General features: G+C 68.3%; 12 protein-coding genes and 1 tRNA gene. 1 reads left to right on the top strand and 12 read right to left on the bottom strand.

The annotated features are described in order from the left end of the window. Positions 1-2: 2 nt before the first annotated feature. From rpsL to JK356_RS02610, 12 genes are all read right to left on the bottom strand, one after another. Entirely contained in the window at positions 3-374 is a 372-nt protein-coding gene (rpsL, locus tag JK356_RS02665; protein ID WP_049572471.1) for a 30S ribosomal protein S12, read from the bottom strand. 305 nt (positions 375-679) lie between these two features. After that, positions 680-4,579: a DNA-directed RNA polymerase subunit beta' gene (locus JK356_RS02660; protein WP_201865845.1), complete on the bottom strand. Its 3,900-nt coding sequence runs from the start codon at positions 4,577-4,579 to the stop codon at positions 680-682. Positions 4,580-4,678: 99 nt separating this feature from the next. Continuing rightward, a complete protein-coding gene (rpoB, locus tag JK356_RS02655) occupies positions 4,679-8,161 on the bottom strand; it encodes a DNA-directed RNA polymerase subunit beta (RefSeq protein WP_201865844.1) in 3,483 nt (1,160 codons plus the stop codon). A gap of 505 nt (positions 8,162-8,666) precedes the next feature. After that, entirely contained in the window at positions 8,667-9,059 is a 393-nt protein-coding gene (gene rplL, locus JK356_RS02650; protein WP_201865843.1) for a 50S ribosomal protein L7/L12, read from the bottom strand. A gap of 56 nt (positions 9,060-9,115) precedes the next feature. Then, positions 9,116-9,667, bottom strand: a complete 552-nt coding sequence (rplJ, locus tag JK356_RS02645; protein ID WP_201865842.1) for a 50S ribosomal protein L10 — start codon at positions 9,665-9,667, stop codon at positions 9,116-9,118. A 304-nt stretch (positions 9,668-9,971) separates the two neighbouring features. Beyond that, the gene (locus tag JK356_RS02640; protein ID WP_201865841.1) at positions 9,972-10,859 is read right to left on the bottom strand and encodes a hypothetical protein; all 888 of its coding nucleotides are present in this window, start codon (positions 10,857-10,859) and stop codon (positions 9,972-9,974) included. A 148-nt stretch (positions 10,860-11,007) separates the two neighbouring features. Beyond that, positions 11,008-11,724, bottom strand: coding sequence for a 50S ribosomal protein L1 (rplA, locus tag JK356_RS02635; RefSeq protein ID WP_201865840.1), 717 nt, complete (start codon positions 11,722-11,724; stop codon positions 11,008-11,010). A 118-nt stretch (positions 11,725-11,842) separates the two neighbouring features. Beyond that, positions 11,843-12,274 carry a 50S ribosomal protein L11 gene (rplK, locus tag JK356_RS02630; RefSeq protein WP_201865839.1) on the bottom strand — a complete coding sequence of 144 codons (432 nt, stop codon included), beginning with the start codon at positions 12,272-12,274 and terminating at the stop codon, positions 11,843-11,845. Between the two features lie 165 nt (positions 12,275-12,439). Then, positions 12,440-12,721, bottom strand: a complete 282-nt coding sequence (locus tag JK356_RS22495; protein WP_374100592.1) for a hypothetical protein — start codon at positions 12,719-12,721, stop codon at positions 12,440-12,442. 170 nt (positions 12,722-12,891) lie between these two features. Continuing rightward, complete coding sequence (gene nusG / locus JK356_RS02620; protein ID WP_201865838.1) at positions 12,892-13,731, bottom strand: transcription termination/antitermination protein NusG; 840 nt, start codon at positions 13,729-13,731, stop codon at positions 12,892-12,894. Between the two features lie 46 nt (positions 13,732-13,777). Further along, the gene (secE, locus tag JK356_RS02615) at positions 13,778-14,038 is read right to left on the bottom strand and encodes a preprotein translocase subunit SecE (RefSeq protein ID WP_307815389.1); all 261 of its coding nucleotides are present in this window, start codon (positions 14,036-14,038) and stop codon (positions 13,778-13,780) included. A 94-nt stretch (positions 14,039-14,132) separates the two neighbouring features. Then, a tRNA-Trp gene (locus JK356_RS02610) sits at positions 14,133-14,205 on the bottom strand. A gap of 149 nt (positions 14,206-14,354) precedes the next feature. Here JK356_RS02610 and JK356_RS02605 point away from each other — a divergent pair. After that, positions 14,355-15,599, top strand: coding sequence for a pyridoxal phosphate-dependent aminotransferase (locus JK356_RS02605; RefSeq protein WP_201865836.1), 1,245 nt, complete (start codon positions 14,355-14,357; stop codon positions 15,597-15,599). The last annotated feature ends 100 nt before the right edge of the window (positions 15,600-15,699 follow it).

Genomic DNA, 15,699 nt, shown 5'->3' with positions numbered 1-15,699 from the left:
GCTTACTTCTCCTTCTTGGCGCCGTAGCGGCTGCGAGCCTGCTTGCGGTTCTTGACGCCCTGGGTGTCAAGAGAACCGCGGATGATCTTGTAACGCACGCCCGGCAGGTCCTTCACACGCCCCCCGCGCACCAGCACGATGGAGTGCTCCTGGAGATTGTGGTTCTCTCCAGGAATGTAAGCGGTGACCTCGATCCCATTGCTCAGACGCACACGCGCGACCTTGCGCAGGGCCGAGTTCGGCTTCTTCGGTGTGGTGGTGAACACACGGGTGCACACTCCACGGCGCTGGGGCGAACCCTCAAGCGCGGGCGTCTTGTTCTTCTCGACCTTGTCTTGCCGGCCCTTCCGGACCAGCTGCTGGATCGTTGGCACCGTTTCTCCGGTTTCTCTGTGCCGATCTCGGTAAAGCTAACCTGGAACACTCCCCGACCCACGCGGTCGGGCGTGTCGAAGACTGCACGGGACCCCGCGAGCGCGGTAGTAATGCAGATCCCGGAGTTCTGGCTGCCGCCTCGGCTAACGCCGAATAAGCGCAGGGAACACCCCAGGCACAAGGTCAGAGAGTACCGAGCGCAAGGGCCAGGGTCAAAATGGGATTGCCCGCTCCGCTCTAGACGAACGGCCCGGCCGCCGGCGGGTGCCGGTGGCCGGGCCGCACAGGGCCGTGCAGCGCCTTGTCAGCCCTGGTAGGGGCCGTAGTCGTAGTCCTCCAGCGGGACGGCCTGGCCGGATCCGGCGCCGAAGGGCGAGTAGTCGATGTCGTCGTACCCGACGGCCGAGTACATCGCGGCCTTCGCCTCCTCGGTCGGCTCGACCCGGATGTTCCGGTACCGGGACAGACCCGTTCCGGCCGGGATGAGCTTACCGATGATCACGTTCTCCTTCAGGCCGATCAGCGAGTCGGACTTGGCATTGATCGCCGCGTCCGTCAGGACCCGGGTCGTCTCCTGGAAGGAGGCCGCCGACAGCCACGACTCGGTGGCCAGCGACGCCTTCGTGATACCCATCAGCTGCGGACGGCCGGAGGCCGGCTGGCCGCCCTCCGCCACGACACGGCGGTTCTCGGCCTCGAACTTCGACCGCTCCACCAGCTCACCGGGCAGCAGCTCGGCATCGCCGGACTCGATGATCGTCACCCGGCGCAGCATCTGCCGGACGATGATCTCGATGTGCTTGTCGTGGATGGACACGCCCTGCGAGTTGTAGACCTTCTGGACCTCGTTGACCAGGTAGACCTGCACCGCGCGCTGGCCGAGGATGCGCAGCACGTCGTGCGGGTTGGCCGCACCCACCGTCAGCGGCTGGCCGACCTCCACGTGGTCGCCCTCGTCCACCAGCAGCCTGGCGCGCTTGGACACCGCGTAGGAGGTCTCGTCCGAGCCGTCGTCCGGCGTGACGATGACCTTCTTGGTCTTCTCGGTCTCCTCGATCCGCACCCGGCCGGCCGACTCGGAGATCGGCGCGACGCCCTTGGGCGTGCGGGCCTCGAAGAGCTCGACCACACGCGGCAGACCCTGCGTGATGTCCTCACCGGCGACACCACCGGTGTGGAAGGTCCGCATCGTCAGCTGCGTACCGGGCTCACCGATGGACTGCGCCGCGATGATGCCGACGGCCTCGCCGATGTCCACCAGCTTGCCGGTGGCCAGCGAGCGGCCGTAGCACATGGCGCAGGTGCCGACCGCGGACTCGCAGGTGAGCACCGAGCGGGTCTTGACGGTCTCGACGCCGTGGCTGATCAGCTCGTCGATGAGCACGTCGCCCAGGTCGGTCCCGGCGGGGGCCAGCACCTTGCCGTCGACGACGACGTCCTCGGCGAGGCAGCGGGCGTACACGCTCGACTCGACGTTCTCCGCCTTGCGCAGCTCGCCGTCCTCGCCCCTGGTGGCGATCGCCAGCTTCAGGCCGCGGTCGGTGCCGCAGTCCTCCTCGCGGATGATCACATCCTGCGAGACGTCCACCAGGCGCCGGGTCAGGTAACCGGAGTCGGCGGTCCGCAGGGCGGTGTCGGCCAGACCCTTGCGGGCGCCGTGCGTGGAGATGAAGTACTCCAGCACGGTGAGACCCTCGCGGAACGATGCCTTGATCGGACGCGGGATCGTCTCGTTCCGCGCGTTCGACACCAGACCGCGCATACCCGCGATCTGGCGCATCTGCATCATGTTCCCTCGGGCACCCGAGTCCACCATCATGAAGATCGGGTTGGTCTTCGGGAAGTTCCGGCTCATCGCCTCGGCGACCTCGTTGGACGCCTTGGTCCAGATGCCGATGAGCTCCTGGGTCCGCTCGTCCTTGGTGATCAGACCGCGCTCGTACTGCTTCTGGAGCTTCTCGTCCTGCGCATCGTAGGTCGCCAGGATCTCCGGCTTGGCGTCGGGCACCACGATGTCGGAGACGGCGATGGTGACGCCGGAACGGGTCGCCCAGTAGTAGCCCGCCGACTTCAGGTTGTCCAGCGTGGCGGCGACGACCACCTTGGGGTAACGCTCGGCCAGGTCGTTGACGATCTGGCTCAGGCGCTTCTTGTCCACGGTCTGGTCCACGAAGGGGTAGTCCTCCGGGAGCAGCTCGTTGAACAGCGCGCGGCCCAGCGTCGTGCGCAGGCGGAAGGGGTCGCCCGGCTGCCAGGTCTGCTCACCATCCTCCGGCTCCGGCGGGGTCCAGCCGCGGGGCGGCACGGCGCCGACCGGGAACCGGATGTCCACCTTGGCCTGGAGGGACAGCTCCCCCGCGTCGAAGGCCATGATGGCCTCGGCGGTGGAGGAGAACGACCGGCCCTCGCCGATGACCTCGCGCTCCTCCTCGTCCGTGGTGAGGAAGAACAGGCCGAGCACCATGTCCTGCGTCGGCATGGTGACCGGGCGGCCGTCGGCCGGCTTGAGGATGTTGTTCGAGGACAGCATCAGGATGCGGGCCTCGGCCTGTGCCTCCGCGGACAGCGGCAGGTGGACGGCCATCTGGTCGCCGTCGAAGTCCGCGTTGAACGCCGTGCACACCAGCGGGTGGATCTGGATGGCCTTGCCCTCGACCAGCTGCGGCTCGAACGCCTGGATGCCCAGCCGGTGCAGCGTCGGCGCACGGTTGAGCAGCACCGGGTGCTCGGCGATGACCTCTTCGAGGACGTCGTACACGACGGTGCGCTGGCGCTCGACCATGCGCTTGGCCGATTTGATGTTCTGGGCGTGGTTGAGGTCCACCAGGCGCTTCATGACGAACGGCTTGAACAGCTCGAGCGCCATGGCCTTGGGCAGACCGCACTGGTGCAGCTTCAGCTGCGGGCCGACGACGATCACGGAACGGGCCGAGTAGTCGACGCGCTTGCCCAGCAGGTTCTGGCGGAAGCGGCCCTGCTTGCCCTTGAGCATGTCGGACAGGGACTTCAGCGGCCGGTTGCCGGGACCGGTCACCGGACGCCCGCGGCGGCCGTTGTCGAACAGCGCGTCGACGGCCTCCTGGAGCATGCGCTTCTCGTTGTTGACGATGATCTCGGGCGCGCCGAGGTCGAGAAGCCGCTTCAGGCGGTTGTTCCGGTTGATGACGCGGCGGTACAGGTCGTTCAGGTCGGAGGTGGCGAAGCGGCCACCGTCCAGCTGCACCATCGGGCGCAGGTCCGGCGGGATCACCGGCACGCAGTCCAGCACCATGCCCTTGGGACTGTTGGAGGTCTGGAGGAACGCCGAGACGACCTTCAGGCGCTTGAGGGCGCGGGTCTTCTTCTGGCCCTTGCCGGTGCGGATGATCTCGCGGAGCTTGGCGGCCTCCTCCTCCAGGTCGAAGGTCTCCAGCCGCTTCTGCAGCGCGGCGGCGCCCATCGAACCGTCGAAGTAGGTGCCGAAGCGGTCGCGCAGCTCGCGGTAGAGCAGCTCGTCGCCCTCAAGGTCCTGGACCTTGAGGTTCTTGAAACGGTTCCAGACCTCTTCCAGGCGGTCCAGCTCGCGCTGGGCGCGGTCGCGGATCTGCTTCATCTCGCGCTCGGCGCTCTCGCGCACCTTGCGCCGGGCGTCGGCCTTGGCGCCCTCGGCCTCGAGCTCGGCCAGGTCGGCCTCCAGCTTCTTGGCGCGGGCCTCCAGGTCGGCGTCGCGGCGCTGCTCGATCTGCTGGCGCTCCACGGAGATGTGGGCCTCCAGCGACGGCAGGTCGCGGGCGCGGCGCTCCTCGTCCACGTACGTGATCATGTACGCGGCGAAGTAGATGACCTTCTCCAGGTCCTTCGGGGCGAGGTCGAGCAGGTAGCCCAGGCGCGAGGGCACACCCTTGAAGTACCAGATGTGCGTGACGGGCGCGGCCAGTTCGATGTGGCCCATCCGCTCCCGGCGCACCTTGGCGCGGGTCACCTCGACGCCGCAGCGCTCACAGATGATGCCCTTGAAGCGGACGCGCTTGTACTTGCCGCAGTAGCACTCCCAGTCCCGGGTGGGGCCGAAGATCTTCTCGCAGAAGAGTCCGTCCTTCTCAGGCTTGAGGGTGCGGTAGTTGATGGTCTCCGGCTTCTTGACCTCGCCGTGGGACCACTGACGGATGTCGTCAGCCGTGGCCAGGCCAATCCGCAGCTCGTCGAAGAAGTTGACGTCGAGCACTCTCGTCAATCCCTCTTTCGGGTCGTGTCAGTCACGGTCTTCGGGGTCCGGGGACTGTCCGGGGGAGGGCGCTCGGCCCTCCCCCTGGAACCAGACCCGTCAGACCTCTTCGACGCTGCTCGGCTCGCGCCGGGACAGGTCGATTCCGAGCTCTTCCGCGGCGCGGAAGACGTCCTCGTCGGTGTCACGCATCTCGATGGACATGCCGTCGCTGGACAGCACCTCCACATTGAGGCAGAGAGACTGCATCTCCTTGATGAGCACCTTGAAGGACTCCGGAATCCCGGGCTCCGGGATGTTCTCTCCCTTGACGATCGCCTCGTAGACCTTGACGCGGCCCGTGACGTCGTCGGACTTGATGGTCAGCAGCTCCTGGAGCGCGTAGGCGGCGCCGTACGCCTCCAGCGCCCAGACCTCCATCTCGCCGAACCGCTGCCCGCCGAACTGTGCCTTACCACCCAGCGGCTGCTGGGTGATCATCGAGTACGGACCGGTCGAACGCGCGTGCAGCTTGTCGTCGACCAGGTGGTGCAGCTTGAGGATGTACATGTACCCGACGGAGATCGGGTCCGGGAACGGCTCACCGGAGCGGCCGTCGAAGAGCCGGGCCTTGCCGTTGGGCATGACCAGCCGGTCGCCGTCGCGGTTGGGCAGCGTGCACTCGAACAGGCCGCGCATCTCGTCCTCGCGCGCACCGTCGAACACCGGAGTGGCGACGTTGGTGCGCGGCGCGACGTCGTCGGCGCCGATGCTCGCGAGCCGCCGCTTCCACTCGGCGTCCAGGCCCTCGACCTTCCAGCCCTGCGAGGCGAGCCACCCGAGGTGGATCTCCAGCACCTGGCCGGGGTTCATACGGGACGGCACGCCCAGCGGGTTGAGGATGACGTCGACCGGGGTGCCGTCCTCCATGAACGGCATGTCCTCGACCGGCAGGATCTTGGAGATGACGCCCTTGTTGCCGTGACGCCCGGCCAGCTTGTCGCCGTCGGTGATCTTGCGCTTCTGCGCGACGTAGACGCGGACCAGCTGGTTGACGCCCGGGGGCAGCTCGTCGCCCTCCTCGCGGTCGAAGACACGCACGCCGATGACCTTGCCGGTCTCACCGTGCGGCACCTTCAGGGAGGTGTCGCGGACCTCGCGCGCCTTCTCACCGAAGATGGCGCGCAGCAGGCGCTCCTCCGGGGTCAGCTCGGTCTCACCCTTCGGGGTTACCTTGCCGACGAGGATGTCACCGGCCTCGACCTCGGCGCCGATGCGGATGATGCCGCGGTCGTCGAGGTCGGCCAGCACCTCCTCGGAGACATTCGGGATGTCCCGGGTGATCTCCTCCGGGCCCAGCTTGGTGTCGCGGGCGTCGACCTCGTGCTCCTCGATGTGGATCGAGGACAGGACGTCGTCCTGCACCAGGCGCTGGGAGAGGATGATCGCGTCCTCGTAGTTGTAGCCCTCCCACGGCATGAACGCGACCAGCAGGTTCTTGCCGAGGGCCATCTCGCCGTGGTCGGTGGAGGGGCCGTCGGCGATGACCTGGCCGGCCTTGACCTCCTCGCCCTCCTCGACGAGCACCTTCTGGTTGTAGGAGGTGCCGTGGTTGGAGCGGTGGAACTTCGCCAGGCGGTGGGTGACGTTCGTGCCGTCGGCGTACGCGACCGTGATGTAGTCGGCCGAGACGTCGGTGACGACGCCGTCCTGCTCCGCCCTGATCACGTCACCCGCGTCCACGGCCGAGCGGTACTCCATGCCGGTGCCGACCAGCGGCGCCTCGGCCTGGATGAGCGGCACGGCCTGGCGCATCATGTTCGAGCCCATGAGCGCGCGGTTGGCGTCGTCGTGCTCGAGGAACGGGATCATGGCCGTGGCCACCGACACCATCTGGCGCGGCGAGACGTCCATGTAGTCGACGTCGGTCCCGGGGACGTAGTCGATCTCGCCGCCGCGCCGGCGGATGAGCACGCGCGACTCGGCGAAGCGGTAGTCGTCGGTGAGCGGCGCGTTCGCCTGGGCGATGACGTACCGGTCTTCCTCGTCTGCCGTCAGGTAGTGCACCTCGTCGGTGACGACGCCGTTCTCGACCTTGCGGTAGGGCGTCTCGACGAAGCCGAACGCGTTGACCCGGCCGAAGGCGGCGAGGGAGCCGATGAGACCGATGTTCGGACCCTCGGGGGTCTCGATCGGGCACATGCGGCCGTAGTGCGAGGGGTGCACGTCACGGACCTCCAGGCCCGCCCGCTCACGGCTGAGGCCGCCGGGGCCCAGCGCCGACAGGCGGCGCTTGTGGGTCAGCCCGGAGAGCGGGTTGGTCTGGTCCATGAACTGCGACAGCTGGCTGGTGCCGAAGAACTCCTTGATGGAGGCGACGACCGGCCGGATGTTGATCAGCGTCTGCGGCGTGATCGCCTCGACGTCCTGCGTCGTCATGCGCTCGCGCACGACGCGCTCCATCCTCGCCAGACCCGTGCGGACCTGGTTCTGGATCAGCTCGCCGACGTTGCGCAGCCGGCGGTTGCCGAAGTGGTCGATGTCGTCGGTCTCCACGACGATGGTCCGGCCCGACGGGGTGACCGTCTCGGTCTCACCCGCGTGCAGTTTGACCAGGTACTTGATCGTGGCGACGATGTCCTCGACGGTGAGCACGCCGGCGTCCAGCGGCTCGTCCCCGCCGAGCTTCTTGTTCATCTTGTAGCGGCCGACCTTGGCCAGGTCGTACCGCTTGGGGTTGAAGTAGAGGTTCTCGAGCAGCGTCTGCGCGGCCTCACGGGTCGGCGGCTCGCCCGGGCGCAGCTTGCGGTAGATGTCGAGCAGCGCGTCGTCCTGCCCCTGGGTGTGGTCCTTCTCCAGGGTGGCGCGCATGGACTCGTACTCGCCGAACTCCTCAAGGATCTGGTCCGAGGTCCAGCCCAGCGCCTTGAGCAGCACGGTCACGGACTGCTTGCGCTTGCGGTCGATGCGGACACCGACCATGTCGCGCTTGTCGATCTCCATCTCCAGCCAGGCACCCCGGGACGGGATGATCTTGGCGGAGAAGAGGTCCTTGTCCGAGGTCTTGTCGATGGTGCTGTCGAAGTAGACACCGGGGGAACGGACCAGCTGCGAGACAACGACGCGCTCGGTGCCGTTGATGATGAAGGTGCCCTTGTCCGTCATCAGGGGGAAGTCACCCATGAAGACGGTCTGGGACTTGATCTCGCCGGTCTCGTTGTTCGTGAACTCCGCGGTGACGAAGAGCGGCGCGGCGTAGGTGAAGTCGCGCTCTTTGCACTCGTCGATCGAGTTCTTGGGGGGCTCGAAGCGGTGGTCGCGGAAGGTGAGCGACATGGACCCCGAGAAGTCCTCGATCGGGGAGATCTCCTCGAAGATCTCCTCCAGACCCGACTTCGTGGGAACGTCCTGTCCACTCTCCAGCGCGGCCTCGACGCGGGCTTTCCAGGCGTCATTACCGAGGAGCCAGTCAAAGCTCTCCGTCTGTAGCGCGAGGAGGTTGGGAACCTCTAGCGGCTCCTTGATCTTCGCGAAGGAGACACGCAGAGGTGCGGTGCTGGTGCCGTTGTTCGTACTAGTCGAGGCGTTGCGCGAGGCGGCCAAGAGGGGGTCCTTCCGAGGGCTCGGACTCTCTGCGCGCTTGCTCCTGAGGCTCCCTGGTGACGGGTAGGGGAAGCTTACAGGCAGCGCAAAGGGTCAGTGTAGCCACAAGACACACTGATGTCCAATGCCGCTATCAAGCGTCGAGGAGGCACCCTCGGCGTTGCGTGAGCACCGCTCCCGGTCGCCTCGGTCCCGGGCTCGGACCCACCTGCCGCATCACTTCCCGCTTCGCCGTGAATCCATGCCTCGGATCATGAATGATCTGGCGACCGACCCGAGAATCGCGTGCTCGTCCGCGGTTCGTCAAGGCCCCGGCCTCCTCGCCACCCGTCCGGGGGCCACCCGGCGGACCGTCAGCGGCACCAACGGCGCCGGAGGAAGGGCCGTAGGCCACCATACCGTTCGGTGGCACCGCGGCCGCGAGGGGTCACGGCAACGCGAAGGGGCGACCACCCTATCGGGTGATCGCCCCGGCCGCCGCTGCGGGCGGAAGGACGTCAGCGGGTCACTTGACCTCGACGCCCGCGCCCACGCCCTCGAGCTGCTCCTTGGCCTTGTCGGCGGTCTCCTTGTTGACCTTCTCGAGAACCGGCTTCGGCGGGTTGTCCACCAGCTCCTTGGCCTCCTTCAGACCCAGCGAGGTCAGCTCACGCACGACCTTGATGACCTGGATCTTCTTGTCGCCGGCGCCGGTGAGGATGACGTCGAACTCGTCCTTCTCCGGCTCGGCCTCGGCGGCACCGCCAGCGCCACCGCCCGGGGCGGCGACGGCGACGGCGGCCGGGGCGGCGGCCTCGACGTCGAACTTCTCCTCGAACTTCTTCACGAACTCCGAGAGCTCGAGCAGGGTCATCTCGGCGAACTGCTCAAGCAGCTCGTCCTGGCTCAGCTTCGCCATGATGGCGGTCCTTCCACTCGTGGGGCGGGATGTTCCGGGTGGAGCCCGGAGGGGTGCTACTCGGCGCCGGCGGACGCGGACGCGTCGCCGCCGCCCTGCTCGGCCTTCTCGCGGAGCGCGTCCACCGTGCGGACGAGCTTCGTGAGCGGGGCCTCGAAGGTCGCCGCGGCCTTGGCCATGGACGCCTTCATGCCGCCTGCCAGCTTGGCGAGCAGCACCTCGCGCGGCTCCAGGTCGGCCAGCTTGTCGATCTCGTCGGCGCTGAGCGGCTTGCCGTCGAGCACGCCGCCCTTGATGACCAGCGCCGGGTTTTCCTTGGCGAAGTTACGCAGGCCCTTCGCCGCCTCGACCGGGTCGCCGGTCACGAAGGCGACGGCCGTCGAGCCCGTGAGGTACTCGTCCAGGCTGTCGACCCCGGCCTGGTTCGCCGCGATCTTCGTCAGCGTGTTCTTGCTCACGCGGTACTGCGCGTTCTCACCGAGCGCGCGGCGCAGCTCCTTGAGCTGTGCCACGGTGAGGCCGGTGTACGCGGTGACCACGGCGGCGTTCGCGTTCTCGAACTTCTCGCGGATCTCCGCGACGGCCGCGACCTTGTCGGGACTCGCCATAAACCTCTTGCCCTCCTTCCGGGTAGCTTGCCGGTAACGACCGGTTGCAGCGGACCGCACGGAAGGGGACCGGATACACAACAAACGCCCTGGCGCAGGCGCTCAGGGCGGACACAGCACGACGTATGCGTCTTCCACGGTCACCTGCGCGGGTCGTCCGCGATCTGCGGATCCTTCGGCCGCCTCCGGATCGCCCGGGGCAACAACCAGCGGTCTCTGGCTTCTGCGGCAGCGTACGACAGCCGCCGTTCGCCGGGCAAATCGGCCCCGGCGAACGGCGGTCAGCGGATGGGCGTCAGGCGGCCTATTCCAGCTGCTCCAGCAGGTCCAGCCAGTCCACCACCGCGTCGGCCGGCGGCTCGGTGACGGACACCTCGGTGCCCAGGTTGCTGTACCGCATCTCGGACTCGACCGGGCCCAGGGCCGTCTCGTAGGACTGGTGGATCTGGATGGGGAAGTCGTTCTCGTCGAGCCAGACCTCGATGTCGTAGCTGTCGATGCCCTGGGACTCCATGAAGCCGACGATGGTCTCGCGCTCCTCGTCGGTCAGGGCGTCGGAGTCGGCATTCAGCGCGTCCTCAACGGAGATCGTCCCCTGGTAGTGGTCGACCGTGGCGCCGTCGAGCGTCTCCTGCCCGACGTGCTCGATCTCGGGTGACTGCAGCAGCAGCGCGACCTGCTGCGCCGGGTCCTGGTTGCTCTCGGAGAGGCCGTAGGACAGGGTGTCAGCGGTGTCCTGGTCGCCGCTCGCCTCGGCGATGGCCATCAGGTCCATCCGCATCCAGTTCCGGCCGCCCGTCTCGGCCGCGAACTCTTCGCCCATGTCCATGTACATCACGCCGTCGAGCCAGACGACGTCGATGACCGAGGGAACGCTCGGGTCGGCGGTGAACTGTTCGCCGGTCATGGACATCTCCATGACCAGCGTCGACTCCCAGCTCATCGAGCCGGTTATCTCGACCTCGCCGCCCATCGTGTCGGGCGAGCGGGTCACGCCCTCGAAGTCGGCGGAGGTGACGTTCTCGGTGGACTCCGCCGCGGCCGACAGCGCCTCGAAGGCGGCGCGGGCGGAGGTGTTCTCGCCGCCGCTGCCCTGGGAGCGGTCGTCCGTCTCCTCGGAGCCGCACGCGGCTGTGCCGGCAAGCAGCGCCGCCGCGGCGACGCCGACGCTGATCCTGCGAATGGTGCCCATGAGTCCCCCCCCGAATCATCGGAGTACGAGTGATAGACAAGCCAGCCAGGATCAACGTTGGCAGCCTGGTCACAGCATGACTATGCCTGTCGTCGTTCTGTGACAGAACGACGACAGGCACGTCAACTACCGCTCAGTATTAGCCAGTTCAGGCAGCGGCTTCCTCCGCCAGGAGGTTGCGGGTGCGGTTGGTGTCCACGGGGATGCCGGGGCCCATCGTGGTGGTGATGGTGGCCTTCTTCAGGTACCGGCCCTTGGCCGCCGAGGGCTTCAGCCGCAGGATCTCCTCCAGCGCGGCGCCGTAGTTCTCCACCAGCTGGGTGTCCTCGAAAGACACCTTGCCGATAACGAAGTGGAGGTTCGCGTGCTTGTCCACGCGGAACTCGATCTTGCCGCCCTTGATGTCGCTGACGGCCTTGGCCACGTCCGGCGTGACCGTGCCGGTCTTCGGGTTCGGCATCAGGCCGCGGGGACCGAGCACCCGGCCGAGACGGCCGACCTTGCCCATGAGGTCCGGGGTGGCCACCACCGCGTCGAAGTCGAGACGGCCGCCGGCGACCTCCTCGATCAGTTCGTCGGAGCCGACGATGTCGGCACCCGCGGCCTCGGCTGCTGCGGCACGGTCACCGGTCGCGAAGACCAGGACCCGGGCGGTCTTACCGGTGCCGTGCGGCAGGTTCACGGTGCCGCGGACCATCTGGTCGGCCTTGCGGGGGTCGACACCCAGCCGGAAGGCGACCTCGACGGTCGCGTCGAACTTGGTCGTGGACGTCTCCTTGGCGAGACGAACGGCTTCCAGCGGCGCGTAGACGCGGGTCCTGTCGACCTTGGCGTCGGCGCCACGGAGGCTCTTGCTGCGCTTCACTGCTGCTCCTGGAAAACCTGGTAACGGGAGGTCGGAGTCGTGGTCCGGGCCAGCGCCTGGCCCTGCCACGGTGGGGGCCGCCTGGGCGGGGCGTTCAACCCTCGGTTACGCCCTTGTCTCAGCCCTCGATGGTCACGCCCATGGACCGGGCGGTGCCGGCGATGATCTTCTCGGCGGCGTCGAGGTCGTTGGCGTTGAGGTCGGGCATCTTGGTGCTGGCGATCTCACGGACCTGCTCACGCGTGATCTTCGCGACCTTGTTCTTGTGAGGCTCGCCGGAGCCCTTCTCCACGCCCGCGGCCCTGAGGATCATCTTCGCGGCCGGCGGCGTCTTGGTGATGAAGGTGAAGGACCGGTCCTCGTAGACCGTGATCTCCACCGGGATGACCCAGCCACGCTGCGACTCGGTCGCCGCGTTGTAGGCCTTGCAGAACTCCATGATGTTGACGCCGTGCTGGCCCAGCGCCGGACCGACGGGCGGCGCCGGGTTGGCCGCACCCGCCTGGATCTGGAGCTTGATCAGCCCAGCGACCTTCTTCTTGGGAGGCATGCTCTCTCCGGGTCCTAGAACGAGAGGTGAAACCAGCCCCCGCCGGCGGGCGTGCCCGCGTCAGCCGCGCGGAGGCATACCGGACCACGGTAGCCGCTGTGCCGCCGGGGCCAAAATCCGGGGCCGCGGCCAGGGCCGCGCGGCACGGCCTACGGCTGCTTCCGCTCATGCAGCCCGGCGTTCATTCGGCGTTCCTTCGACGGCGGCAACGGCCCGGTGGTGGTGGTCCGGCTCCGCCGTCTTCTCCCGGCTCAGGTCGCTCAGCAGCCGCAGCGCGTCCTCGGACGAGGAACCGTGCGCGGGGCGGTTCCAGGCGAGGACGTCGGCGCGGCGGACCCGCTCGGCCTGCGGCCGCCGGCGGGGACACGGCTGGGGCCGGGCCAGGCAGCGCAGGTATGCCCGCTCGTCCTCGCTGAGCCGCAGCGCGCGGCCCAGCGCGTCCAGCACGGAGTCGGAGGCCGGATGTCATAGCCGACGCTCACCCCGGCGAGCTGGACCAGCTCCTCCCGGCGCAGCCCGGGGACGCGCCGCCGAGGCCGCGGACGGGGAGAACCACGGGAAAGCCCCCGCCAGCGCGCGACGGGCTGGCGGGGGCTTTCTGGCGCGGCGGCGCCGCGTTAGTTCTTCTGGATCTGGTCGAAGCTCAGCTCCACCGGGGTCTCCCGGCCGAAGATCTCGACGAGGCCCTTGACCTTCTTGGAGTCGGGGTTGATCTCGTTGATCGTCGCCTGGAGCGTGGCGAACGGGCCGTCGGTGACGGTGACGGAGTCGCCGACCTCAAAGTCGAGGACCTGGACCTCGACCTTGCGGCCCGGGGCGGCGCCGTCCTCGCCCGACTCGGCGGCGGCCTTCTGCTCGACGTCGGTGGCGAGCATCTTGACGACCTCGTCGAGCGTCAGCGGGTACGGGTCGTAGGCGTTCCCCACGAAGCCGGTGACGCCCGGGGTGTTGCGCACGACGCCCCAGGACTCGTTGGTCAGCTCCATGCGCACCAGCACGTAGCTGGGCAGCTTGTTCTGCTTGATGGTGCGGCGGTCGCCGTTCTTGATCTGGACGACCTCTTCCTGCGGCACCTCGACCTGGAAGATGTAGTCCTCGACGTTCAGCGAGACCGCGCGCTGCTCCAGGTTGGTCTTCACGCGGTTCTCGTAGCCCGCGTAGGTGTGGACGACGTACCACTCGCCGGGCAGGTTCCGCAGCTCTTCGCGGAGCTGGGCGACCGGGTCGGGCTGCTCTTCCTCGTCGTCCTCGGACTCGGACTGGGGCTCTTCCTCGCCGGACTCGGCCGCGGCGTTCTCCTCGTGGAGGGCGGCTTCCTCGGCGGGCTCCCCCGCCGCCGCGTCGGCGGCCTCGGTCTGGTCGACGGTGTCCGCCGCCTCGACGATGTCGCGCTCGGAGTCGTCGCCCTCGGCGGCGGGCGCGGTGTCGTTCAGGTTCGGGTCAGTCGGCTCAGACACGGTAGCTGGCTTCTTCCTGGGCTTTCAGAAAAGGGATGGAACGTGATCAGCCGAAGACCCACTCGACGGCCCGGCTCAGTCCCCAGTCAAGCACGGTCAGGATGCAGATGACGATGACGACGAAGGTGATCACCGCGGTCGCGTAGGTCGTCAGCTGGTTGCGGGTGGGCCAGACGACCTTCCGCAGCTCGGCGATGACCTGCCGGTAGAACAGGGCGAGCCGGCCGAGCGGACCCCGCTTGGCCCGCCTGCCGCGGCGGCCGGCGCCGTCCCCCCGGGGCTCCGGTGCCTCCACGGAGTCTGTGATCCCAGCCACTCGTCCTCACCCGATCCCGGTCATGGCCATAGGCCGTCCGGTTGCCCGGACGGCCACGCGTCGCGATACATACCCGTGCTGCTAGCAGGGCCGGAGGGACTTGAACCCCCAACCGCTGGTTTTGGAGACCAGTGCTCTACCAATTGAGCTACGACCCTAGGTGTGTGCCTCAACCTACCCTATCCAGCCGACGACAGCCGGTGAGAGCCAACGAGGCATGAGTGTACGTGCTGATCGCTCCGGCGTCGAACGGTGCGGCGTGAGATCCCGGATGCCAGCGCGGGAACCGGTCTGCGACCATGCCCCTATGAGTGCCGCACAACCCTCCGCACCCTCCTCCGCCCCCGCCGAGCGCCGGGTCTCCGCCCGGGTCGGCGCCATCTCCGAGTCCGCGACCCTCGCCGTCACCGCCAAGGCCAAGGCCCTGCGGGCCGCCGGCCGTCCGGTGATCGGCTTCGGCGCGGGTGAGCCGGACTTCCCCACGCCGGACTACATCGTCGACGCGGCGGTGGCGGCGTGCCGCGAGCCGAAGTACCACCGGTACACCCCCGCCGCCGGCCTGCCCGAGCTGCGCGAGGCCATCGCCGCCAAGACGCGGCGCGACTCCGGCTACGACGTCGGGGCCTCCCAGGTGCTGGTGACCAACGGCGGGAAGCAGGCGATCTACGAGGCGTTCGCCACGCTCCTCGACCCGGGCGACGAGGTGCTGGTACCCGCCCCGTACTGGACGACCTACCCGGAGTCGATCCGGCTGGCGGGCGGCGTGCCCGTGGAGGTGGTCACGGACGAGACCACCGGCTACCGCGCTTCCGTCGAGCAGCTGGAGGCCGCCCGCACCGACCGGACGAAGGTGCTGCTGTTCGTCTCCCCGTCGAACCCGACCGGCGCGGTCTACTCCCGCGAGCAGGTCGCGGAGATCGGCCGCTGGGCCGCCTCCCACGGGCTGTGGGTGCTGACCGACGAGATCTATGAGCACCTGGTCTACGGCGACGCGGAGTTCTCGTCGCTGCCGGTGCTGGTGCCCGAGCTGGCCGACCGCTGCGTCGTCGTCAACGGCGTCGCCAAGACGTACGCCATGACCGGCTGGCGCGTGGGCTGGATGATCGGGCCGCAGGACGTGGTCAAGGCCGCCTCGAACCTCCAGTCGCACGCCACCTCGAACGTGAGCAACGTGGCCCAGGCCGCGGCGCTCGCTGCCGTCTCCGGCGGCCTGGAAGCCGTCGAGGAGATGCGTCAGGCGTTCGACCGCAGGCGTCGCACGATCGTGCGCATGCTGAACGAGATCGAGGGACTGACCTGCCCGGAGCCCGAAGGCGCGTTCTACGCCTACCCCTCGGTGAAGGACCTGCTGGGCAAGGAGATCCGGGGTACGCGCCCGGCCACCAGCCTGGAGCTGGCGGGCGTGCTGCTGGAGCACGCCGAGGTTGCGGTGGTGCCGGGCGAGGCGTTCGGCACCCCCGGCTACCTGCGGCTTTCCTACGCGCTGGGCGACGAGGACCTCGCCGAGGGCGTGTCGCGGATGCAGAAGCTGCTGGCCGAGGCCAGGGACTGAGGCGCCGCCGCCGGGCCCGCTTCGCGCGCCTGCCCGGCGGGCCGGACGGGACGTGACGGAGCCGCTGGCGGGACGGAGCACCCCGCCAGCGGCTCTACCA

Origin of the sequence: Streptomyces sp. 7-21, from assembly GCF_016741785.1 — a bacterium.
GTDB lineage: Bacteria > Actinomycetota > Actinomycetes > Streptomycetales > Streptomycetaceae > Streptomyces.
This window is presented reverse-complemented; position numbering and strand designations above follow the sequence as displayed.